General features: G+C 65.2%; 23 protein-coding genes and 1 tRNA gene. 15 read left to right on the top strand and 9 right to left on the bottom strand.

What is annotated here, in order from left to right; genetic code table 11:
• Positions 1 to 277: 277 nt before the first annotated feature.
• Together LH475_RS06670 and msrB are read right to left on the bottom strand one after the other, a co-directional pair.
• The gene (locus tag LH475_RS06670; RefSeq protein WP_327012184.1) at positions 278 to 955 is read right to left on the bottom strand and encodes a nitroreductase; all 678 of its coding nucleotides are present in this window, start codon (positions 953 to 955) and stop codon (positions 278 to 280) included.
• A complete protein-coding gene (gene msrB, locus LH475_RS06665) occupies positions 956 to 1,357 on the bottom strand; it encodes a peptide-methionine (R)-S-oxide reductase MsrB (RefSeq protein WP_196844791.1) in 402 nt (133 codons plus the stop codon).
• Positions 1,358 to 1,626: 269 nt separating this feature from the next.
• Here msrB and LH475_RS06660 point away from each other — a divergent pair, with 269 nt between their 5' ends.
• The 5 genes from LH475_RS06660 (at position 1,627) to groL (ending at position 5,950) form a co-directional block, all read left to right on the top strand.
• On the top strand, positions 1,627 to 1,947 hold the full coding sequence (locus tag LH475_RS06660) for a DUF3263 domain-containing protein (RefSeq protein WP_196844790.1): 321 nt from the start codon (positions 1,627 to 1,629) through the stop codon (positions 1,945 to 1,947).
• 82 nt (positions 1,948 to 2,029) lie between these two features.
• A complete protein-coding gene (locus LH475_RS06655; RefSeq protein WP_196844789.1) occupies positions 2,030 to 2,593 on the top strand; it encodes a LytR C-terminal domain-containing protein in 564 nt (187 codons plus the stop codon).
• A gap of 265 nt (positions 2,594 to 2,858) precedes the next feature.
• Positions 2,859 to 3,062, top strand: a complete 204-nt coding sequence (locus LH475_RS06650) for a cold-shock protein (protein ID WP_035834941.1) — start codon at positions 2,859 to 2,861, stop codon at positions 3,060 to 3,062.
• Positions 3,063 to 3,139: 77 nt separating this feature from the next.
• On the top strand, positions 3,140 to 4,189 hold the full coding sequence (locus tag LH475_RS06645; protein ID WP_297413156.1) for a DUF3048 domain-containing protein: 1,050 nt from the start codon (positions 3,140 to 3,142) through the stop codon (positions 4,187 to 4,189).
• 141 nt (positions 4,190 to 4,330) lie between these two features.
• Entirely contained in the window at positions 4,331 to 5,950 is a 1,620-nt protein-coding gene (gene groL / locus LH475_RS06640) for a chaperonin GroEL (RefSeq protein WP_196844787.1), read from the top strand.
• 190 nt (positions 5,951 to 6,140) lie between these two features.
• Here the strand turns inward: groL and LH475_RS06635 are convergent, their stop codons facing one another.
• The 3 genes from LH475_RS06635 to LH475_RS06625 all read right to left on the bottom strand — a co-directional run bounded on the left by LH475_RS06635 (position 6,141) and on the right by LH475_RS06625 (position 9,096).
• Positions 6,141 to 6,431, bottom strand: coding sequence for a WXG100 family type VII secretion target (locus tag LH475_RS06635; protein ID WP_196844786.1), 291 nt, complete (start codon positions 6,429 to 6,431; stop codon positions 6,141 to 6,143).
• A gap of 202 nt (positions 6,432 to 6,633) precedes the next feature.
• Entirely contained in the window at positions 6,634 to 8,373 is a 1,740-nt protein-coding gene (locus tag LH475_RS06630; RefSeq protein ID WP_196844785.1) for a HAMP domain-containing sensor histidine kinase, read from the bottom strand.
• Positions 8,374 to 8,403: 30 nt separating this feature from the next.
• Positions 8,404 to 9,096, bottom strand: a complete 693-nt coding sequence (locus LH475_RS06625; RefSeq protein WP_092112483.1) for a response regulator transcription factor — start codon at positions 9,094 to 9,096, stop codon at positions 8,404 to 8,406.
• Positions 9,097 to 9,249: 153 nt separating this feature from the next.
• Between LH475_RS06625 and folP the strand changes: the two genes are divergently transcribed.
• Both folP and LH475_RS06615 read left to right on the top strand, forming a co-directional pair.
• Positions 9,250 to 10,152 carry a dihydropteroate synthase gene (gene folP / locus LH475_RS06620; protein ID WP_196844853.1) on the top strand — a complete coding sequence of 301 codons (903 nt, stop codon included), beginning with the start codon at positions 9,250 to 9,252 and terminating at the stop codon, positions 10,150 to 10,152.
• Between the two features lie 48 nt (positions 10,153 to 10,200).
• On the top strand, positions 10,201 to 10,905 hold the full coding sequence (locus LH475_RS06615; RefSeq protein ID WP_196844784.1) for a pyrimidine reductase family protein: 705 nt from the start codon (positions 10,201 to 10,203) through the stop codon (positions 10,903 to 10,905).
• Between the two features lie 46 nt (positions 10,906 to 10,951).
• Here LH475_RS06615 and LH475_RS06610 read toward each other — a convergent pair whose 3' ends face one another.
• The 3 genes from LH475_RS06610 to LH475_RS06600 all read right to left on the bottom strand — a co-directional run bounded on the left by LH475_RS06610 (position 10,952) and on the right by LH475_RS06600 (position 14,829).
• Positions 10,952 to 12,595 carry a DNA repair helicase XPB gene (locus tag LH475_RS06610; protein WP_196844783.1) on the bottom strand — a complete coding sequence of 548 codons (1,644 nt, stop codon included), beginning with the start codon at positions 12,593 to 12,595 and terminating at the stop codon, positions 10,952 to 10,954.
• A 63-nt stretch (positions 12,596 to 12,658) separates the two neighbouring features.
• Complete coding sequence (locus LH475_RS06605) at positions 12,659 to 14,554, bottom strand: helicase-associated domain-containing protein (RefSeq protein WP_297413155.1); 1,896 nt, start codon at positions 14,552 to 14,554, stop codon at positions 12,659 to 12,661.
• Positions 14,554 to 14,829, bottom strand: coding sequence for a hypothetical protein (locus LH475_RS06600; protein WP_196844781.1), 276 nt, complete (start codon positions 14,827 to 14,829; stop codon positions 14,554 to 14,556). Before LH475_RS06600 ends, LH475_RS06605 begins: the two co-directional genes overlap by 1 nt.
• A gap of 93 nt (positions 14,830 to 14,922) precedes the next feature.
• On the opposite strand from LH475_RS06600, the gene LH475_RS06595 reads away from it, so the two are divergent.
• Both LH475_RS06595 and LH475_RS06590 read left to right on the top strand, forming a co-directional pair.
• Positions 14,923 to 15,303 (top strand): cold-shock protein, encoded by a 381-nt coding sequence (locus LH475_RS06595; RefSeq protein WP_196844780.1) that lies wholly within the window; start codon positions 14,923 to 14,925, stop codon positions 15,301 to 15,303.
• The gene (locus LH475_RS06590) at positions 15,296 to 15,943 is read left to right on the top strand and encodes a DUF3027 domain-containing protein (protein WP_196844779.1); all 648 of its coding nucleotides are present in this window, start codon (positions 15,296 to 15,298) and stop codon (positions 15,941 to 15,943) included. Before LH475_RS06595 ends, LH475_RS06590 begins: the two co-directional genes overlap by 8 nt.
• Before the next feature lie 170 nt (positions 15,944 to 16,113).
• Here LH475_RS06590 and serC read toward each other — a convergent pair whose 3' ends face one another.
• Positions 16,114 to 17,232, bottom strand: coding sequence for a phosphoserine transaminase (gene serC, locus LH475_RS06585; RefSeq protein ID WP_196844778.1), 1,119 nt, complete (start codon positions 17,230 to 17,232; stop codon positions 16,114 to 16,116).
• Positions 17,233 to 17,365: 133 nt separating this feature from the next.
• Here serC and LH475_RS06580 point away from each other — a divergent pair, with 133 nt between their 5' ends.
• From LH475_RS06580 to LH475_RS06555, 6 genes are all read left to right on the top strand, one after another.
• Positions 17,366 to 18,085: a metal-dependent transcriptional regulator gene (locus LH475_RS06580; RefSeq protein WP_196844777.1), complete on the top strand. Its 720-nt coding sequence runs from the start codon at positions 17,366 to 17,368 to the stop codon at positions 18,083 to 18,085.
• 333 nt (positions 18,086 to 18,418) lie between these two features.
• Positions 18,419 to 19,183: a C40 family peptidase gene (locus tag LH475_RS06575; RefSeq protein ID WP_297413154.1), complete on the top strand. Its 765-nt coding sequence runs from the start codon at positions 18,419 to 18,421 to the stop codon at positions 19,181 to 19,183.
• A 342-nt stretch (positions 19,184 to 19,525) separates the two neighbouring features.
• Positions 19,526 to 20,023 carry an HNH endonuclease gene (locus tag LH475_RS06570; protein WP_196844775.1) on the top strand — a complete coding sequence of 166 codons (498 nt, stop codon included), beginning with the start codon at positions 19,526 to 19,528 and terminating at the stop codon, positions 20,021 to 20,023.
• Positions 20,024 to 20,132: 109 nt separating this feature from the next.
• A tRNA-Arg gene (locus LH475_RS06565) sits at positions 20,133 to 20,207 on the top strand.
• Between the two features lie 309 nt (positions 20,208 to 20,516).
• Positions 20,517 to 20,885, top strand: a complete 369-nt coding sequence (locus LH475_RS06560) for a hypothetical protein (protein ID WP_297413153.1) — start codon at positions 20,517 to 20,519, stop codon at positions 20,883 to 20,885.
• Positions 20,886 to 20,930: 45 nt separating this feature from the next.
• Positions 20,931 to 21,257 (top strand): hypothetical protein, encoded by a 327-nt coding sequence (locus LH475_RS06555; protein ID WP_297413152.1) that lies wholly within the window; start codon positions 20,931 to 20,933, stop codon positions 21,255 to 21,257.
• The last annotated feature ends 380 nt before the right edge of the window (positions 21,258 to 21,637 follow it).

Raw genomic sequence — 21,637 nt, 5'->3', positions numbered from 1 at the left:
GCATAGCGGTGGTCGCATAGCGGTGGTCGCATAGCGGTGGTCGCGTCGCGGTGGTCGCATAGCGGTGGTCGCGTAGTGGTAGTCGCGTAGCGGTGAATGCATACCGGTGAATGCATACCGGTGGATGCATACCGGTGGTTGCATACCGGTGGTTGCATACCGGTCGAGCCTGTCGCGACAATTGCAAGTCGTTGCTCGAGTCTGTCGAGACCATAGCGGTGCGCTGGTATATGGTCTCGACAAGCTCGACCAACGGGTTTTGCCTCGACCAACGGGGCTAAAGCACGGTGAGAAACTCCTCGGGGTTGATCGACATCCGCACGCCCGGCTTCGATCCCGCCGGAACACCACCGACATAGAGCCAGCCGAGCAGCTCTTCGTTGGCCTCAAGGCAATGCAGCGCCCGCACCGGAGCGGTGCGCACAAACGGTCCGGTGCGCCACATCGCGCCCCAGCCGGAGTCATTGAGCAGCAGCGTGAGCAGGTGCGCAACACCCGCCGCCGCAGCATCCTGCTCCCAGCCGGCCACTTTGTCGCTCACGCGCCGCGCCGCGACGACCGCGATCAGCAGCGGAGCTCGCAGCGGCTTGCCCGCCAGCTTGATCGCGTCGCTACCTTCACACGTGGATGCCGCCACAAACGCCTCTCCCAGCCGCTCGCGGGCCTCGCCGCGCAACTCGAGCAGCCGCCACGGCCGCAACGCGCCGTGATCGGGCACCCGCGCCGCCGCCACCACGAGAGGCAGTAGCTCCGCCCGGGTGGGCGCGAGCGCCGTCACCTTGGAGTGCGAGCGCCGCCGCTGCACCGCGGCCAGGACGGGTCTGAGCACGGTGGTCGAGCTGGTCGAGCTGGTCGAGACCATGTCGTTGACGGCGTTTGTGGTCTCGACAAGCTCGACCAACGGGTTCGGCTCGACCAGCGGATAAGACTCGACGAGCGGGTCTGGCTCGACCATCTACTCGGCGGGCGTGAAGTTGAGCGAGATCGAGTTCATGCAGTAGCGATCGCCGGTCGGGGTGCCAAATCCGTCGGGAAAAACGTGCCCCAGGTGCGAGCCGCAGTTCGCGCAGCGCACCTCGGTGCGCACGCTGCCGAGCGAGCGGTCTTCGAGCAGTTCGACTGCTTCGGGCCGCACCGATTCGTAGAAGCTTGGCCAGCCGCAACCGGAATCAAACTTGGTGCCACTCTTGAACAGTTCGGCGTTGCAGGCACCGCAGGTATAAATGCCGGCCCGACCCTCGTCGAGCAGCTCGCCGGTTCCGGGGCGTTCGGTGCCAGCCTCGCGCAGCACCGCGAACTTCTCCGGGCCCAGTTCGGAGCGCCACTCGCTGTTTGACTTCTTGATTGCGTAGTCCATGGTGGATATCCCTTCGTTCCGGCTGGCCGTAGAGGCCGGACAGCGTCTACCCAGCCTAAACTCGTGCGGCCACACGCGCATTCCGGGCGCGGCCGTTTTGCAGCGTTTGCACGGCACCCCATCGGTTGCCCATCGACGACGAGACGGCCGCCACACGCTCGCTCGACTGCGCCGTTCCGGGCGTGCCGGAGGCAACATCCAGCCGCCCACAAATAGGATGAGCCCGGCGGACGAACCGTCGAAACTGTCCTGGGGGAGAGATGCAAGCAATGAGTGAGAGAACACCGACCCCAGAACCACCCACCTCTGCGCTGCCCTCCGCCAGCACCCCGGTTCCGAGGCAGCTGAGCGAGCGTGACGAAGCCGTGCTCGCGTTTGAACGGCAATGGTGGAGGCACGTGGGCGCCAAAGAAGAGGCCATCCGCGCCACCTTCGGCCTGTCGGCCGCCCGGTACTATCAAGTATTGGGGGCACTGGTTGATTCACCGCTGGCGCTGGCCTTTGACCCGATGCTCGTGAAACGACTGCAGCGGATGCGTTCCGTGCGATCCGAGGCACGCGCCAGTCGTTCGCTGCCCACGCACGACTAGCACCCACCCGCTTTCCGCCAGCACACCGGCCGCGGCTTCCGCTCGATTCCAGCCCGGCCGGCCAACCTAGGATCCAACCACTATGGCGCGAGAATTTGAGAAAGACCGTTTCGACACCCACACGCACGCCCTCGACCGGGTGGGCGCCCACCGCGCCCCGGGCCGGAAGGGCCGCGGCTGGATCGGATTCTGGTGGGCGCTCGGCGCCACCGTGCTTTTGATCGTCGTGGGCGTCGTGGGCATCTTTGCAATCAACAATCGCCTCGACTTCTCCAACATTCCCGGGCTACCCTCCGCCAGCGCGGCCCCGACCCCCACCGAGACCGTTATCCCCAGCGCCGAAGCGACCGTGGACCCGGCGCTGACCGTGAACGTGCTGAACGGATCCGCGAATGGCGGTGTCGCAGCATCCGTCAGTGACACGCTCACCGCTGCCGGCTGGGTGGTCAGCGCCGTGGGCAACGCGAGCGCCGACACCGAACCGACCACCGTGATCTACTACGTCGATGCGAGCCAGGAAGGTGCCGCCCAAGGTATCGCCGCATCGCTGCCGGGCTCGAAGATTGTGCTCTCCACCAGCTTCGTCGATTCAGGCGCAGCCCTGACTGTCGTCGTTGGCAACGATTACGTTATTCCGGCCGGCTGATCCGAAGCCAACACTAATAATTAGTGGGCACGCTCTGATTCGTCAAGCCCCTTTTCTTCCGCTGTGACTCCAGTATTATCTGGTCTTGGTCACACATTTTGTTCGGGCAATACCCGCCCGGATCAAGAACGCTCGCCCAAGGTAACTTGCAACAGAAGACTTGCTCTCGGGGATTTGCTGCTCGCACACAATGAACGCAGTCTCTGCGGCAGGGCCCGGAACAGCCAATGGGCCGTTGCCGTCGAAATTGAGCAAGGAGTACCACATGGCGAACGGAACCGTTAAATGGTTTAACGCTGAAAAGGGTTTTGGCTTCATCACTGTCGACGGGGGAGGCCAGGACGTCTTCGTCCACTACTCCGCCATTGACATGAGCGGTTACAAGGTTCTCGAAGAAGGCCAGCAGGTCGTTTTCGAGGTCGGTGCCGGAGCGAAGGGCCCGCAGGCTGAATCGGTTCGACCGGCCTGACCCAGACCGCCAACGGGGTCTGTCCCCCACCTAACGCCGCCCGCTGCAACGGGCGGCGTTAGTGTTTACCGGTGACCATGAAAAAGACAGCCCGCACCGCTAAACCGATGCAGACCGCGCGTCTGCTCGCCCTCCTCGTGCCGGCACTGTTGCTGAGCGGATGCACCGGCAGCACTCCGGCGCCTTCCGCCACGCCGGGCGACCCCGCCTGGACCTCGACGTACGTCGCCCCCGCCGCCACGGAGATCGCACCGCTGACCGGGATTACCGTCGCAGCCGAGTCGTCGGTTCACCCGTCACTCGCGGCCAAGGTCGACAACCATGTTGCGGCCCGTCCGCAGGTCGCGATCGATCGCACCGACCTTGTGTTCGAAGAACTGGTCGAGGGCGGCATCACCCGTTACGTCGCGGTGTGGCAGTCCAGCATCCCCGACCAGGTCGGCCCGGTGCGATCGATTCGCCCGATGGACCCCGACATCATCGCTCCCTTCGGCGGCCTCGTGGCTTTTTCGGGCGGGCAGCAACGTTTCGTCGACGCGATGAACGCGACCGGCCAGATCAGTGCCATCTTCGACTACGACAGGACCGGCCTGTTCTCCCGCTCGAAAGCCACTGCGGCCCCGCACAATGTCATCCTCGCCGCCGCGGAATTCGTCAACCGCAACGCGGCCGTCGCCCCGCCGGTGCAGCAGTACGCCTATGCGCCCGCGCCCGCCGGGGCATCCGCTTTCGTGGACGGCACCCCGATTTCAGTGATCAACACCCGATTCTCGACCTCGAGTGCCCGCAGCTGGACCTGGAACGCCGAAGCCGTCGCCTACCTGCGTGCCCAGGACGGCGCACCCGACCTCAGTGCCGACGGCGCCCAGCTGAGAGCCACCAACGTCGTCGTGCTGCGAGTGAACGTCACCGTCGACCAGAGCATCCCCAAGACCGAGCTCATCGCCTCGGGCGAAGCGTCGATCTCGACCGGTGGAAAGACCCTCGCGGCCACCTGGAGCAAAGACTCCCAGACCGCACCGATCCGCCTCGTCGATGCCAACGGAGTGACAATTCGGCTGGCACCGGGCAATACCTGGTTTCAGCTCGTGCCCAACGGAACCGGCTCGGCTGACCTCGTTCCCTGACCGTCGGCCACGAGCCGCACGCCAGCCCCGTTGCTCGCTTGCACTCTCGACCCCAGAGTGCCAGAATCGTCTTAGCACTCTCGTCATCTGAGTGCTAACCCCATCATCGTTTGGAACGTCCGGGAGGGACGAGTTACACATATGGCAAAAATCATTGCATTCAATGAAGAGGCCCGTCGTGGGCTTGAGCGCGGCCTGAACATTCTCGCCGACACCGTCAAGGTCACCCTCGGCCCGCGCGGCCGCAACGTCGTTCTGGAGAAGAAGTGGGGCGCCCCCACGATCACCAACGACGGTGTGTCCATCGCCAAGGAGATCGAGCTCGACGACCCGTACGAGAAGATCGGTGCGGAACTCGTCAAAGAGGTCGCCAAGAAGACGGATGACGTTGCCGGCGACGGTACGACCACCGCAACCGTCCTCGCCCAGGCGCTGGTTCGCGAAGGCCTGCGTAACGTCGCAGCCGGCGCCGACCCGATCAGCCTGAAGCGCGGCATCGAGAAGGCCACGGCTGCTGTTATCGCCGAGCTCATCGCGAACGCCAAAGAGGTTGAGACCAAGGAAGAGATCGCGGCCACCGCGTCCATCTCCGCCGGCGACACCGAAATCGGCGCGATCATCGCCGAGGCCATCGACAAGGTCGGCAAGGAAGGTGTCGTCACCGTTGAGGAGTCGAACACCTTCGGCACCGAGCTTGAGCTCACCGAGGGCATGCGCTTCGACAAGGGCTTCCTGTCGGCGTACTTCGTCACCGACCCCGACCGTCAGGAAGCGGTCTTCGAAGACCCCTACATCCTGATCGTCAACTCCAAGGTCTCCAACATCAAGGACCTGCTCCCCATCGTGGACAAGGTCATCCAGACCGGCAAGCAGCTCCTCATCATCGCGGAAGACGTCGACGGCGAGGCCCTGGCCACGCTCGTTGTGAACAAGATCCGTGGCATCTTCAAGTCCGTCGCCGTCAAGGCTCCGGGCTTCGGCGACCGTCGCAAGGCTCAGCTGCAGGACATCGCCATCCTCACCGGTGGACAGGTCATCTCGGAAGAGGTCGGCCTCAAGCTCGAGAACGTGACCCTCGACCTGCTTGGTAACGCCCGCAAGGTCGTCATCACCAAGGACGAGACCACGATCGTTGAGGGTGCCGGCGACGTCGAAGCCATCGCCGGTCGGGTCTCGCAGATCCGTGCCGAGATCGAGAACACCGACAGCGACTACGACCGCGAGAAGCTCCAGGAGCGCCTCGCCAAGCTTGCTGGCGGCGTTGCTGTCATCAAGGCCGGAGCCGCTACGGAGGTTGAGCTCAAGGAGCGCAAGCACCGCATCGAAGACGCCGTGCGTAACGCCAAGGCTGCCGTCGAAGAGGGCATCGTCGCCGGTGGTGGCGTTGCACTCATCCAGGCTGGCAAGACCGCGTTCGAGAAGCTCGAACTGGTCGGCGACGAGGCAACGGGCGCGAACATCGTGCGCGTCGCCATCGACGCTCCGCTCAAGCAGATCGCGCTCAACGCGGGCCTCGAGCCCGGCGTTGTCGCCGACAAGGTGCGCAACCTGCCCGTCGGATGGGGCCTCAACGCCGCCACCGGCGAGTACGTTGACATGCTCGCTGCCGGCATCAATGACCCGGTGAAGGTCACCCGCTCCGCGCTGCTCAACGCCGCGTCGATTGCCGGACTGTTCCTCACCACCGAGGCCGTCGTTGCTGACAAGCCCGAGAAGAACTCGGCTCCGGCCGGCGACCCCTCGGGTGGCATGGACTTCTAAGTCCCCGCCAGATACCATCTGCACCACAGAAGTGGGCGTCTCCCCCGGGGGGCGCCCACTTTTTTGCGTCCCCGCAGCCGACCTGTGAGCGTGACGGCATGTTTTGCGAAGAACGGTCGATACGCACGGGTCGGCGCCTGATCTGGTGCCCGCCGTCAAAACGGATGCCCCGTGCGCGACTGGGCCCGCCCTACCGCGCGAACAGACGCGTGTTGGCTTGCTCAGTCTCGGCGTACTGCTGCCCAGCCATGCTCAACGCCTGGTTGAGCAGGGTCAGACTCTCCTCCAGCTGCTGGTGCATGGTGCGCCATTCGGCGAATGTCCCTTGAAAAGCGGCGGAGGCCTGGCCGGTCCAGAAGCCTTCGAGGCTCGTGAGCTGGGCGTTGAGATCGCCGACATCTGCCTGCACCCGCGCGATGGTGCCGCGGGCGACGCTCGCGGTGTTCTGCACCGCATCGCTATCGACCTGGAAGCTCGTCATAGTGTGCCCTTCTCCTGCATAACAGTGTGGTTGGTGACTGTGAGCGTAGAAGATGGGCGGTCGGCATCCGCTCGACGGGCGCGCATCTGTGAGCGGATGCTGTCACCCACGGCCTGTGCAGGACCCGCCGCTGCCCGGTGCGGCGGTGGCGGTCGCCGGAGAACGGCCGCGAGGTTCGGCTGCGGGAGCGACGGGCGTGGGTCTAGGGAATGACGGGCTGGGCGTGCTGCGGCGCGCTCGGCGTGCCGGCAAGGGGGAGGGAGACTCGGAAGGTTGCGCCGCCGCCCGGGGTGTCGACGACATCGACGGAGCCGTTGTGGCTCGCGATGATTGCGGCGACGATGGCGAGTCCGAGGCCGCTGCCACCGGTTTCGCGGGCACGGGACGAGTCGGCTCGCCAGAAGCGCTGAAAAATCTTCTCCCGAATCTGCGGCGCGATGCCCTCGCCGTGGTCGATCACGGCGATCGATGCCCGCTGGGTACGTGGGTCGACCATGATTTCGAGTTCGATCGGGCTGTCCGAGGCGGTGAAGCGCATGGCATTGCCCATCAGGTTGGTGATGACCTGGCGAATCTTGTTCTCCTCGGCCATGACGATCGGCGGCAGTTGCGGCTCGATCGGTAGCACGGTGACCTCGGCGTCGGGCAGCACGGCGGCTCCCCGGCGGGGCTTGCGGGTGCGCAGCCGGGCCAGGGTGGCGCCCGCGAAGGCGATGGCCCCGGTCGGTGTGCCGGTTCCCGACGGCCGGGTGATCGCGCCCGTGGTCATGCTCTCCGACGCGTCGTTCTCGTGCGGCAGAATTTCACCGGAGTCGTCGTCAAGATGCAGGTCGCGGTCCAGACCTGCATCGAGCGGCCCGATAACCGGCGGGGGAGTGAGCACGGTGACCTGGCGGCCCGGGGAACTCGCCATGGCGTCGAGGGCGGCGTCGCGAGCGAGCGGAACGAGGTCGACCGGGGTCAGGGCCAGTGGCTTGGTCTCGTCGAGACGGGCCAGTTCGAGCAGGTCTTCGACCAGCCCGCCCATGCGAATGGCCTCTTTTTCGATGCGTTCCATGGCCTGCGCGACATCGTCGGGGGTCTGCAGCGCGCCCATGCGGTAGAGCTCGGCGTAGCCGCGCACCGAGACGAGGGGCGTGCGCAATTCGTGGCTCGCATCGCCGACGAAACGGCGCATCTGGTCGATGGTGCGGGCGCGGTCTTTGAAGGCTCGGTCGATGCGGCTGAGCATGATGTTGAGCGAACGGTTGAGGCGACCGACCTCGGTGTTGGGGGTGGCACCACCGAGGCGTTGGCTGAAGTCCCCGTCGGCGATGGCGGCGGCGGTCTGTTCCGCCTCGCGCAGCGGTACGAACGTTGTCGTGACGAGTACCCGGGTGAGCATGGCCCCGATCAAGACGACCCCGGCGCCGAAGCCCAGAAAGATCGTGAGATAGGTGGCCATGGTGTTCTCGGTCGGCCGTAATGACACGGCCATCACGAGGGTGCCGTAGGTGCCGGTCGGGCTGATCACCACGGGAACCATGATCGCGTGAAACTCGGTGTCGTGGGCAGCATCCCACAGCGTCTGGATCTGCCCGTCGAGCTGCGACACCCGCTTCAGGTCGAGCGGCATGCCCACGACCGGCAGTTCGGAGTGGTCGCGTTCCTGCCAGGTGCGCGTGATCAGGTCGCCGTCCTGGTCGTACAAGGCTACGAAGTAGTCCGAGGCGACTCCCTCGGTGTCACCCTGCGAGAACACGCTCGACGAATAGCCGCTGAGCGCGGTCTGCGTGTCGACCTGGAGCCGCGTGTCGACCTGGGTCACCACGTACTGCTTGAGCATGGCCATGGTGCCGATACCCGAAACGAGCAGGCCGAGCGTGAGCATCAGCACCGTGACACCGGTGATCTTGGAACGGAGGGAGATGCTGCTCCACCGCCTGGACAGGGTTTCGTGCATGGGGCTTTAGTCTACGAAAGCTCTCTGTGACTAAGCCTTGGCAGCCTTGAGCATGTAGCCGAAGCCACGCTTGGTCTGAATGAGCGGTTCGCTCGAGTGCACGTCAACCTTGCGGCGTAGGTAGGAGATGTAGCTCTCGACGATGCCGGCGTCACCGTTGAAGTCGTACTCCCAGACGTGGTCGAGAATCTGCGCCTTCGACAGGACTCGGTTGGGGTTCAGCATGAGGTAGCGCAGTAGCTTGAACTCGGTGGGGCTCAGCTCGATGGCCTCGGTACCCACGAGAACCTCGTGGGTGTCCTGGTCCATGGTGAGTTCGCCGGCGCGGATCACGGCATCTTCGTCGGCGTGCATGGTCCGGCGCAGGATGGCCTTGATGCGGGCGACGATCTCGTCGAGGCTGAACGGCTTGGTCACGTAGTCATCGCCACCGACGGTGAGGCCGGTGATCTTGTCTTCGGTGTCGTCCTTGGCCGTGAGGAACAGAATCGGGGCCGTGTAGCCCGCGGAGCGCAGGCGCTTGGTGACCCCGAAACCGTTCATGTCGGGCAGCATGACATCAAGAATGATGAGGTCGGGTTCCTCTTCAAGCACTGCAGAAATTGCCTGGGCGCCGTTGCCGACGGCACGCACAGCAAATCCGGCAAAGCGGAGGCTGGTGGTCAGAAGATCGCGGATGTTCGGTTCGTCGTCGACGATAAGGATGCGGGGGCCGTCAGTCATGACCCTAGTATCTGCGCGTTAGCTGGGGCTTTGCTGAGAGTGAACGGTGTGTGGTGGGATAGGTGGCCGATGATCCCATGGGCGGGGCGAATTACCGACATGATGGAAGGCAGTGATCGACTTGTTCCAAGGGTGAGGACCGCTATGACCAGCATGAGAACCACCGTCGCTTCGGGAATCGTGTTGCCACAACTCGATGCCCCGCGCCGCCTGATCGGCGGCCGCATTTTCGACTTCGATCGCGAGGTCGCCGTGATGGCCATCATTAACCGTACTCCCGACTCGTTCTACGACCGGGGCGCAACGTTCGCGCTCGACGCATCCGTTGGAGCGGCCCATCAGGCCATTGCCGACGGGGCCGACTGGATCGACATTGGTGGTGCCAAGTTCGCGCCGGGACCGGCTGTGCCGATCGATGAGGAGATTGACCGGGTGGTGCCGGTGGTCGAGGCGCTGCGCGAATCGGGCGTCGTCATCTCGGTCGACACCTTTCACCCCGCCGTGGCGGCCGCGAGCATCGCCGCCGGGGCTCACGTGATCAACGACACGACCGGCGTGCACGACCCGGCGATGGCCGACGTCGTCGCTGACAGCGACGCCACCCTCGTGATCACCCACAGCCTGGCCGCGCCACGGATGCCGTATCCCTCACCCCGCTACGACGATGTCGTCGCCGAGGTCCGCGGCTTTCTGCTGGCCCGGGTCGACCGTGCCATCGGGCGTGGGGTGCCGCGGGAGCGGATCATCATTGACCCGGGCCACGACCTGAACAAGAACACCCGGCACTCGCTTGAAATCACGCGCAGGCTTGGCGAGATCACCGGGCTCGGCCTGCCGACGCTGGTCGCCGTCTCCAACAAGGACTTCGTGGGGGAGAGCCTTGACCGGCCACGCGGCGAACGCGTCGAGGGCTCGCTCGCGGCCGCGGTCGTCTGCATTCTGCAGGGCGCCCGCATCGTGCGCATGCACAACGTGCGCGCCGCCGTCGATGCCGTGCGCATGACCGAGGCCGTACTCGGGTTTCGTGAGCCTGCCTACGAGCGTCACAACCTGTAACCCGCCACAATTCTTGACCGCGCCACAACCTATGACGGAGGCTGACCCGTGTTGAATCGTGAAGAGCTCATTGCCAAGTATTGGATCGGTAACCGCACCGAGCCGCGGGTGCGAATGAATTTTGTGTCGAGCCTCGACGGCGCGGGCACCCACGACGGCCGCAGCGGCGCCCTCGGCAATGCGGACGACAAGTTCGTTTTCGATACGCTGCGGCTGCTCACTGACGTGATTCTGGTCGGGGCCGGCACGGTGCGCGCGGAGGGGTATGGCGGCATCCACGCAAGTGCAGCGGATGCGTCGTGGCGCAACCTGCAGGGCTGGCCGCCTCAGCCACGGGTTGCGATCGTTTCGTCGCGGCTCGACCTCGACCCGGCGCACGGGGTGTTTACCGATTCCCCGCTGCGACCGCTGGTTCTGACGCACGCGGCCGCGCCGGCCGAGCGGCTGGCGGCCCTTTCCGAGGTGGCCGACGTGTTGATCTGCGGCGAGACCGAGATCGATCCGGTCGCGATGGTGCTCGCGCTCGCCGTGCGCGGAATGCCGCAGATTCTCTGCGAGGGTGGCCCGCACCTCTTCGGCGCCCTGATCGAGGCGGACTGCGTTGACGAACTGTGTCTGAGCCTGAGCCCGGTGCTCGAGGGCGGCCCGGCCAGCCGCATCGCGAGCGGCGGGGCGCAGATCAGTCGCCCGATGACACTGCTACACGCTCTGCCCGCCGGCGACATGCTCTTTCTGCGCTACGAACGGGCGTGACCTGCGCTCGTTGGTCGAGCCCGTCGAGCCCGTCTGTGACCAACGGCTACGCGGCCTCGAGGCTCTGCGCGTCGAGAATCGTGTAGCTGTAGCCCTGCTCGGCGAGAAAACGCTGGCGGTTCTGCGCGAAGTCCTGGTCCACGGTATCGCGGGCGACGAGGGTGTAGAAGTTCGCCGACAGTCCCGACTCTTTGGGGCGCAGCAGCCGCCCGAGGCGCTGGGCCTCCTCCTGGCGGGAGCCGAACGCCCCAGACACCTGGATGGCCACCGTAGCCTCGGGCAGGTCGACCGAGAAATTCGCGACCTTCGACACGACGAGCACCTTCACCTCGCCCACCCGAAACGCCTGGTACAGCCGTTCGCGTTCATCGATCGGGGTGGCGCCGGTGAGCTGCGGAGCGTTCAAGACCGCGGCGAGTTCGTCGATCTGGTCAAGGTACTGGCCGATCACGAGGATGCGCTCGCCCTCGTGCTTCGCAATCAGAGCCTGCACCACGCCGAGCTTGGCCGGTGCGGTCGCGGCCAAGCGGTAGCGGTCGTCGTCTGCCGCAGCGGCGTAGCTGAGCCGCTCCGACTGCGGCAGGTCGATGCGCACCTCGTAGCAGTTGGCCGGGGAGATGAAGCCCTGGGCTTCGATCTCCTTCCACGGGGCGTCGAACCGCTTCGGGCCGATCAGGCTGAATACGTCGCCCTCGCGGCCGTCCTCGCGCACGAGCGTGGCGGTGAGGCCGAGACGGCGGCGGGCCTGCAGCTCAGCGGTGAGCTTGAACACGGGCGCGGGCAGCAGGTGCACCTCGTCGTAGATCACCAGGCCCCAGTCCATGGCGTCGAGCAGTTCGAGGTGGGCGTACTCGCCCTTGCGCTTCGCGGTGAGAATTTGGTACGTCGCGATGGTGACCGGCTTGACCTCTTTCACCTGGCCGGAGTACTCGCCGATCTCCTCCGGCGTCAGCGTGGTGCGCTTGAGCAGCTCGTCACGCCACTGGCGGGCCGAGACGGTGTTGGTCACCAGAATGAGCGTGTTGGTCTTCGCGGTGGCCATCGCGCCGGCTCCGACGAGGGTCTTGCCGGCGCCGCAGGGCAGCACGACCACGCCGCTGCCGCCATCGAAGAAGCTCGCGACGGCCTTGTTCTGATAGTCGCGCAGCGCCCAGCCGTCCTCCTTCAGGGCGATGTCGTGCGGGGTGCCCGGCGTGTACCCGGCGAGGTCTTCGGCCGGCCAGCCGAGCTTCACGAGCTCCTGCTTGAGCTGGCCACGCGCCCACGGCTCGACCAGGTATGACTCCGGCGACGGATGCCCGATCAACAGTGGTGCGATGCGCTTCGCGCCGGCAATCTCGGTGAGCACGGCCTGGTCACTGCTGTGCAGCACGAGAGCGCCCTCGGAGTCGCGTTCGATGACGAGTCGGCCGTAACGGCCGACCGTCTCGGTGATGTCCACGCGGACCGTCTGCGGTATGGCGAACTTGGAATACTTCTCGAGCGTGGCGAGCATGTCCGACGCGTCGTGCCCGGCCGCACGGGCATTCCACAGGCCGAGCCGCGTGATGCGGTAGGTGTGGATGTGCTCGGGGGCTCGTTCCAGCTCGGCAAACACGGCGAGGTCGTGACGAGCATCCTCGGCAAGAGGGTGGGCGACTTCGAGCAACACCGTGCGGTCACTTTGGACAATCAGGGGGCCATCAGACATAGCCCCCAATTCTACGCCCGTCTGGAGTCGGTCCCGGCACGCGGCCGGTATCCACGCAGCGGGTCAGGGGGCCGGGGTGATACTGCGGATGCTCCGGAGCGGCAGGGTGCGCTCAATGTCGGCGCGCCGGTCGCGGGCCCGAAAACGTCCGTTGCTGACGCTGGCCGGTTCGAGCAGGTAGTCCACCACCGCGCCGCCGGGCATCGCAATGCTGACCAGGATGGTCTGCTTGGCCTTGATGGCGGTGTCCAGTTGGCGGGCGAGCCAGGCATCCGCTACCGACACCGTGCTGTCGGCGCCGACCCGCAGCTTCTCGACCAGGCTCAGGGCGGCGTCGACCGTCGGAACGAGAGTGATGACCCGGGCGATCTGGTGTCGGCGCAGGTGCACGATCTCGCCGAGGTTGTTTTCGGCGGCAACCGGATAGCGCGCGTCGCTGAGTGCCCAGAACACGGCGTCGCCGGCGAAGCGGCTGAGCAGGTGCGCGCCGTCCCCGGCGCGCACGAACCCGAGCGGGGCCAGGGTCTGGTCGACGGCCAGGGTGCCGAGCAGCGCGGCATCCGTTGAGGAGACGTAGCTCAGAAAGACGGTGTTGTCGCCGACCGGGGCGACCGGCGCGGTCGCGGCTCCAGCGAAATTGCCGACCCGCACCCGGCCGTACCGGGACGCCGATTCGTTGATGAGGTAATCAACCGGCTGCGGAATTCCGGTGAGCGAGATCGACGCGAGAAAAGCGAGCAGCGACGCGGCGTTCTCACCCGCGGCCAGGGCGCGATTAACGGATGCCGCGGTGATGCGATAACTCGACGCCAGCTCTCGGCTTTCCACGTCGGCCAGGCCGCGCAGGCGGGCGTCGATCGAGGGAGCGAGCGGACCGGGCGCGACGATCGAGAGGTCGTGCTGCAGATACACGGCGCCGACTTCGGCCGGCAGTGCGGTCGCCATGGTGGCGACAGCCGCCTCCGGGTCGCCGCGCAGCACACTGGCGCCGGCCGTGCTGGTGGTGTCGTGGGCGGTGATGCCGAGCAATTCGGCGTCGCGGGCGAACTGGGTCAGCTGGGACAGCATCCACTCGCCGCCGGCCGGGTAGAGCCAGGCGATGAACGCGGTGAGGCCGTCGCCCCAGAGCAGACCGGCCTGCCGCGGCAGAATGTCGGCCACGATCGACGGGAGCGCCGCCCGCCAGGCGGCGGCGAGGGCGGCCCAGCGAGCGGTCGTGCGCTCAAGCAGCCAGGCTTCGCCAGCCTCGGTTTCCATCCAGTAGCCGTCGGAGCGGGCGAGCAGGTCGGCCCGTGAGGCCAGGGCCAGAATCGGGGCAACCAGGTCGACGTCGACCGTCATGACGGCGGCCAGCCGCTTGGTGTCGGGCAGGCCGAGACCGCCCCGGCTGAGTTCTCGGGCGGGCTCGCGGCTCAGATCGTTGACCAGCTCGGCGATCGACGACACGACCGCGAAGGCGCGTTCGGTGGCCAGCTGGTCGATAAAGACAATCTCGGTGTCGGCAACGGCAGCCAGGACGGCCGGGGGGAGGGTGGTGGCCAGGTCGGCCACCCCCGGAAGGCCCTGTGCCGGCCACGTTGCCAGGTGGGCCGAGACGGCGTCGTAGGGGATGCAGCGTCCGTCGTTGTGGTCGGCGAGAAGGAGGGTGTGCAGGGTGTCGACCCGGCGGGCCACATCGGTGAGCGCGACCTCAGCCGAACCCAACGCGCACAGCCGACTGGTCACAGCGTTTAGGGAGGGCACGGAACCACTACTCGTCAGTTGCCCCGCCACGGCCAGAACGGCGAGCGTCGAGCGGTCCAGGTGGCTGAGGGCCAGCTGGATACTTCTGGAATCGAGCAAGGCCTCCGCGAGATCGAAGAAGTCGTGGATGCCGCTGGTAGAAACGTCCCGCACCCCGATAACGCGCCGCAGCTCGGCATCGGGCAGAGCACGAAGTCTCGATGCGAGCCCGAGCATTACTCGCGGTCTCGTCGAGCTTCGCGACTGCGACGAACTCCCACGGAGACCATGAGAGAGATGATGAGCACGAACCCGGCGGGCAGGCCGTAGAGGGGCAGAATGAAGATCGGCGGCCAGATGCCACGGCTGAATCCGTCATTCTGGCCGACGCCCATCGCCGTCGCGATGATGACCGCGAGAAAGGCGAGAATCGACAACCCGACCACGCTCGCCACCATGTAAGCGAGAACACGTTCAAGCCGGCTGACGGGTTGGGGAGTTTGATTGATCACAGGCTAAGGATACGGGCACGTCGGTGCCGCAACCGAATATGCTGGTAGCACACCCCGCGCACTTCTGTGCGCCTAAAACTCAGTGAGGTTCAGATGCCCACCGGCAAGGTCAAGTTTTACGACGAGGAGAAAGGCTTTGGCTTCATCACATCCGATGACGGCCACGAGGTCTTCCTCCACGCTTCCGCCCTGCCCTCCGGCGTAACCGTCAAGGCCGGCGTGAAGCTCGAATTCGGTATCGCCGACGGCAAACGCGGCGCCCAGGCACTCTCGGTACGCGTGATCGAAGCACCGCCGAGCCTGAGCAAGTTCAACCGCAAGCCGGCCGATGATATGGCCATCATCGTGGAAGATCTGGTGAAGCTGCTCGACGGTATCGGCACCAATCTCAAGCGCGGACGCTACCCCGAGAGCAGCCACAGCAAGAAGATCGCTGCGATGCTGCGCAAGGTTGCCGAGGAACTGGATGCCTGAGACGACCCCGCAATCCACTCTGCAATCCACCGACGCCACCCTGCTCGCGGCCGTTGGTTTGGCGCGCACGGCTTTGCTGGAGATCACGACCGACGACACCATCGGCGAGGTCATCGGACACATCGACGAGGGCGACCTCGTGGTGTCGCTGTTGTTCGACTGCCTGATGACCGGTTACCCGGGGTGGCGTTGGACGGTCAGCCTCGCACGGGTCGACCAGAACTCCGAGCCGAAGGTTCTCGAAACCGAGCTCACGCCCGGCGACGATTCCCTGATCGCACCCGAGTGGGTGCCGTGGTCGGATCGTCTCGTCGACGACGATATCGCAGCGGATGCCGACGATGATGACTCGGACGACGATGACTCGGACGACGATGACTCGGACGATGATGACGACGAGTCAGATGATGGTTCTGACGACGACGAGTCAGACGATGATGACGACGACGACTCCGATGACGACGCAGAGTCGGTGGAGGACGACGCGGAGGACTCACTCGACGCCCTCGACGGCATCGACTTCGATGAGGCGTTAGCGGCGGCGGAGCTGAACCCAGACGAGACCGCCGAGGCCGAGGCCAAGGCCGATCACAGTGCACCACAGCCACCAACCCGTTCCCGCCGCGCTCGCCGCCCCTAGCTCCAAAGTTGGCGGCGCCGCCCACGGGGCGATGAGCGCGGCGCCGAGCGCAACCAGCCAGAGCAGGGTGCCGGCGAACAGTGCCTTGCGGGCATCCGTTCTCGCGGGCAGCGGATCGGGCCGACGTTCGCTGTCTTTCAACCAGAGACGCATGACCCGACCTTTGCTTTTTAGTTGCCGCGGTGTGCGACGACATGCTCGATCGACGCCACGAGCCTCTTGACGTCTTCGGGGTCGATCGCGGTGAAGGTTCCGATGCGCAGCTGGTTGCGGCCGAGCTTGCGGTAGGGCTCGGTATCGACGATGCCGTTGGCGCGCAGCGTCTTGCTGATCGCGGAGGCGTCGATGGCGTCATCGAAGTCGATCGTGACGACGACCTGCGAACGGTGCGTCGGGTCGGCCACGAACGGGGTCGCGTAGTCGACACCCGACGCCCAGTCATAGAGAACGGATGACGACGCCTGCGTGCGCGCAGACGCCCACGCCAGCCCGCCGCTCTGGTTGATCCAGTCGATCTGGTTCTCCATCAACAACAGCGTGCTGATGGCCGGCGTGTTCAGCGTCTGGTTCAGGCGCGAGTTGTCGACGGCGTTCTTGAGGCTGAGGAACTCCGGAATGTACCGGCCGCTCGCGGCGATGCGTTCAACGCGCTCGATGGCCGCCGGGGAGAACAGCGCGATCCACAGTCCGCCATCGGAGGCGAGGTTTTTCTGCGGGGCGAAGTAGTAGACATCCGCTTGGCTGGCATCGAAGTCGATGCCAGCGGCCGCGCTCGTCGCATCGATGACGGTGAGGGCGCCGGCATCGCCGGCGACGCGAGTGACCGGGGCCATGACGCCGGTCGAGGTCTCGTTCTGGGGCCAGGCGTAAACGTCGATGCCGCCCGTCACGACGAAATCGCTGCGTGAGCCGGTGTCGGCCTTGATCACGTCGGGAGCCTCGAGCCACGGGGCAGCGGCCGCCTTGGCGAATTTGCCACCGAACTCGCCGAAGACCAGGTTCTGTGCGCGATTTTCGATGAGGGAGAAGGCGGCGGCGTCCCAGAACGCGGTCGAGCCGCCGTTGCCGAGCACAACTTCGTAGCCGTCGGGAATGCGAAACAGCTCGCCCAGGCCGGCGCGCACGCGACCGACGAGGTCTTTCACGGGTGCTTGGCGGTGCGAAGTGCCGAGCACGCCGGTGCCGAATCCGAGCAGGTGGTCGAGCTGTTCACGCCGGATTTTCGATGGGCCGCAGCCGAATCGTCCATCGAGGGGGAGCAGATCGGTGGGTATCAATAGGTCGGCCATACGGCGATTCTAGTTGCCCCGCCACGGGCAGGTAGGCTGGTGACGCTGTGCGGGCCATTGCCGAGGCCGCCAACGAAGCACCTTTCAGCCACTCGATGAACGGTGCGCGCACGAGCCGAATGAAGGGCTGCGGATGAGCGATCTGATCGACACCACCGAAATGTATCTCCGCACGATCCTCGACCTGGAGGAGGAGCAGATCGTGCCCCTGCGGGCCCGTATCTCCGAACGGCTCGGTCATTCCGGCCCGACGGTCTCGCAGACCGTCGCCCGCATGGAACGAGACGGCCTCGTCGTCGTGTCCGGCGACCGGCACCTGGAACTCACCCCGGCCGGCCGCAGCAAGGCCGTGCACGTGATGCGCAAGCATCGCCTGGCCGAGCGACTGCTGAGCGACGTGATCGGGCTCGAGTGGGAGTTCGTTCACGACGAAGCGTGCCGCTGGGAGCATGTGATGAGCGAGCAGGTCGAACGCAAGATTTTGGAGATGCTCGGCCACCCGACCGAATCGCCCTACGGCAACCCGATCCCCGGCCTGGATGAACTCGGTGATTCCCCGGCGGTCGCGTTCATGGCCGGCGTGACCAACGTGCTGTCGGTGGTCGCGAATTCGACCGTGCCGGTGACGGCGGTCATCCGTCGTCTCGGTGAACCGGTGCAGTTCGACCCCGAGCTGCTGCTGCAGCTCAAGCAGAGTGGCCTGATGCCGGGCGCAACCGGGGTGTTTTCGGCCGCCGGATCGTACGTTCTAGTTCAGGTCGAGGGTTTCGGTGCCGGTCTGGAACTGCCGCACGAGGTCGCCAGCCATATTTTTGTCACCACTCCAACCGGCTTTGTGCCGGTCGCTCACTGACATCAAGCCGATTCGCTGCTCGGTGAATCGAGCCAGTTGTCTCGACCTTTCGGCTGGCCCGTTACCAATCCGTTAGAAAAGTACCGCTTCAGGGTGACAAATGGGCCTCGTTCTTGTAGCCTCGGGGATGTCCCACAGACCAGAAACGCTCGAAGGACTCCAGTCAAGACGCCTGCTTGCCCCGTCTCTTGATCTAAGAACACACCCGCGATCAGCGAAGTGACGGGACAACAACCTAGTGTTGTCGAGGCGCCGGAGGTTAAAACTTTGGCTGCATCAGGAACGAGAAGGTCCCGGCGCGGGCTGAGTCGAACATCCGATTCACTGGAAACAGTGGAATCGTCGGCACACAGCCAACGAGTCCTGCCGCGCGCGGCCGCGAAGAAGCGCCGTGGCGGCATCGCCAATATCGTCGTCATGACCCTCGCTACCGGCCTGGTCGCCACAATGGCCCTCCCCGCCTATGCATTCGCTCCCGGTTCCAAGGACGCGTCCTTCAGGGCCAGCGAGTCCACGGAGATGTCCAAGGCACAGGCGCAGGCCGTTGAGGTTGATGCGCAGTCCGCAACCGTGAGTGTCGCTCGCGAAGGATTCACCGCTACCACCCCCGAAGAATTGGCCGCTGCTGCCGCCGCTGCCGCCGCCGCAGCCGCAGCGGAAACCCGCCGCGTTGAAGTTGCCGCGCAGATGACCTCCTACGCCGCGAGCTACTCCGGCCCGAGCGCTGCCGACTACCTGTCGAAGCCGGCCTACCCGAATGTCGATCTCGCATCCGTTTTCAATGTGGCCTCGCAGTACCAGGGCGTGCCGTACGTCTTTGGCGGAGCCACCCCGGCCGGTTTCGACTGCTCCGGCTTCATCATGTATGTGTACGCGCAGTTCGGCATCAGCCTGCCGCACTCCTCGGTGGGTCAGGGCGCAGCCGGCACCCGCATTGCCATCGAGGATGCCGTGCCCGGCGACCTCGTGATCATGGACGGCCACGACGGCTTCTACGCGGGCAACGGAAACATTCTGCACGCCCCGTACACCGGCCAGTCCGTGCGGATTCAGCCCATCTGGACCAGCGACTACTACATCGTGCGGATCGGCATCTAGGGTGCCCGTGGGGTGAACTCTCGGTAAAAGCTCACACAAACGGCGCACACAGGTTCACCTGTTGCGCCATTTGTGGGTTAACCTAGTGCCCTGATGTAATTGTAGGTATGAGGAGAGCCCATGCATGAGCGACGCACTATCCACACCATGGATGTGCGCGGTCGCGAGTGCTTTCGGCATAGTTGTCAGAGCGAAAAGAGCTGCGTGAGCGGCCCGAAGGCGTTGTCATTGTGACGACGCCTTTTTTTGTACACATTTTCGCTCCGTCATGCTTTTGTTCTTTACGCATCGGATGTAGTTCGAATGGCTGGAAGCCGTCCAGCCTCCTTCGAAAGGGAGCGCATGCGCACACTGGTACTCAATGCGGGCTACGAGCCCCTCGCCGTCGTCTCGTTCAAGCGAGCGCTCATTCTGGTGATGAACCAGAAGGCGACAATCGTGCAGTCCGATCAGAATCACCCCGTTTTCGCGGCCTCGGGCTCGTGGGATCGCCCGAGCGTCATACTGCTCACGCGGTACGTGCGCATCCCGATGTCGCGCCTCGTGCCGGTGAGTCGCCGCGGGGTGTTGCGCCGCGACGACCACCGTTGCTGTTACTGCGGCAAGTCAGCGGCCACCATCGACCACGTGCTGCCGCGCTCGCGCGGTGGCCGCGACACCTGGGACAACCTCGCCGCCTGCTGCCTGCGCTGTAACAACCTCAAAAGCGACCACACCCCGGCCGAGATGGGGTGGAAACTGCGCTTCACGCCCCGCATGCCGCAGGGAACAACCTGGATCGTGCGCGGCGTTGAGCGACCCGAACAGGAATGGCACGCCTACCTGGCCCCGGCCGCCTGAGTGCCCCCGTTGGTCGAGCCCAGCACGCCCCGTCGTCGAGACCCCCCGTCGACTCCGCCGAGCCTGTGCAGCGCAGCCGCGACCGGTTGCGGCTAAACTTTGTAAGTCAGCCTCTGTAGCTCAACGGAAGAGCAGTTCCGTCCTAAGGAAACGGTTGGGGGTTCGAATCCCTCCAGGGGCACCACACTTTACGGCCCTGCATCCCTTGTAAACACTGGGCTGTAGGGTTTTCGTAATTCTCAGGAATGGCCGTTTGCCCACATAAAAGACGCGAGGCAACGATCGATGTAGAGCAAAACCATGAGCGAGAGCGAGCCAAGAATGTATCGAGCCGGGCGTGGTCAATCGAGATGGTCAGTGCTCACAGAATGCCCGTGTTCCGAGTACGCGGTAACCAGTTGAGCGCTGCACCGTGACGCCGGCCCCAAGTGAATGTCGGTGGTCAACTGCAGAATTATTTCCATAAGGCTGCGTCAAAGCGAAAGGCAGAATTGTGGTGCAGATCACCGAGCGTGACGAGGCGATGGTGCAATGGCTCGACGTTGTCCGGTTGGCCGACGTGGAGGCGGTGCGCTGGGCTCTCGGCGCGTTCGCGGGAGCCGGCCAGCCGCTGAGCTTGCGGCGGGCACAAATGTGGGTGGCGCGCATGACGGCCATCGGCTGGCTGGATCGGTCCCGGCCGACCTATCGGGACGGATCAATCGTGTGGGCCACCCGCTTGGCGATCGGCAAGCCGCCGCCGAGCTTGTTTCGGCAGACCACCCGACACGAGGTCGCCGTCGCGCCGGTGTCGGCACGATACTTGGCGCAGGGCTTCACGTGGCGGCGGGATCGCCAACCGGCGGGACACCGTGAGCATTAAGCCGATGGCGTCGCCAGTCGGGACGGCATCGTCGAGCTCGTCGAGGTGGAGCTGACGCCCGAGACGTGGCAGCGTTACCAGAAGATCGTGACCAATCACGCCTACCGCCTCGTGCACGAGGACGTCGACCGGGTCGCGTACTTCTGCACGGCCGACGCCCATCGCGCCATCACCCGCGAGGCCGACAAACGGCTCGTGCGCACCGAACGCCCACGGCTGGTCTCCTACCCCTGCTTCGACGCGCGAGGCATCTGGATCGGCCCCAACCTCGACGCCGGCGACCACGCCGTTCAACTCGAGGCAGCAGCACAACTGGACGACGGCGGAGCCTGGGACGGTTCTGCTCGTGCTCGTGCTCGTGCCCGCGCCTGAGTACCACGCGTAAGAACAGCAGCCCTCGGCGCGCCGGTCGGAGTGCCGCGAGCTGAGTGTGGTGGCTGCTGATGGCCGTCATTCCAGCGGCGCGGATCGAAGTCCTGGGTAACGAATTGCAGGGATTATTTTCTGCCCCGGTTAGCCCCCCTTCACCGGGCATTTTCTCGGACGGGTCTTACGGGACTGTGGTCTTCAGGCGCCGTGCGGAAACCGCAAAACTGCCCACACCTTCAACGGTAATCCGTTGGGCGTCCGGCTTACGGGCTGCATGCCATGCGATCCGATTGCTGTTGACAGGCCACCGGAATTAATCGCTGAGTTATCGGCCAGCGCATAGATGGGGACTAGTTGTGCTCTGCCGGCCCCTCGTGCAGAGT

It is taken from the genome of Cryobacterium sp. (genome assembly GCF_026786305.1).
Taxonomy (GTDB): Bacteria; Actinomycetota; Actinomycetes; order Actinomycetales; family Microbacteriaceae; genus Cryobacterium.
The sequence above is the reverse complement of the archived record's forward strand: the minus strand, read 5'-3'. Positions and strand labels throughout refer to the sequence as shown.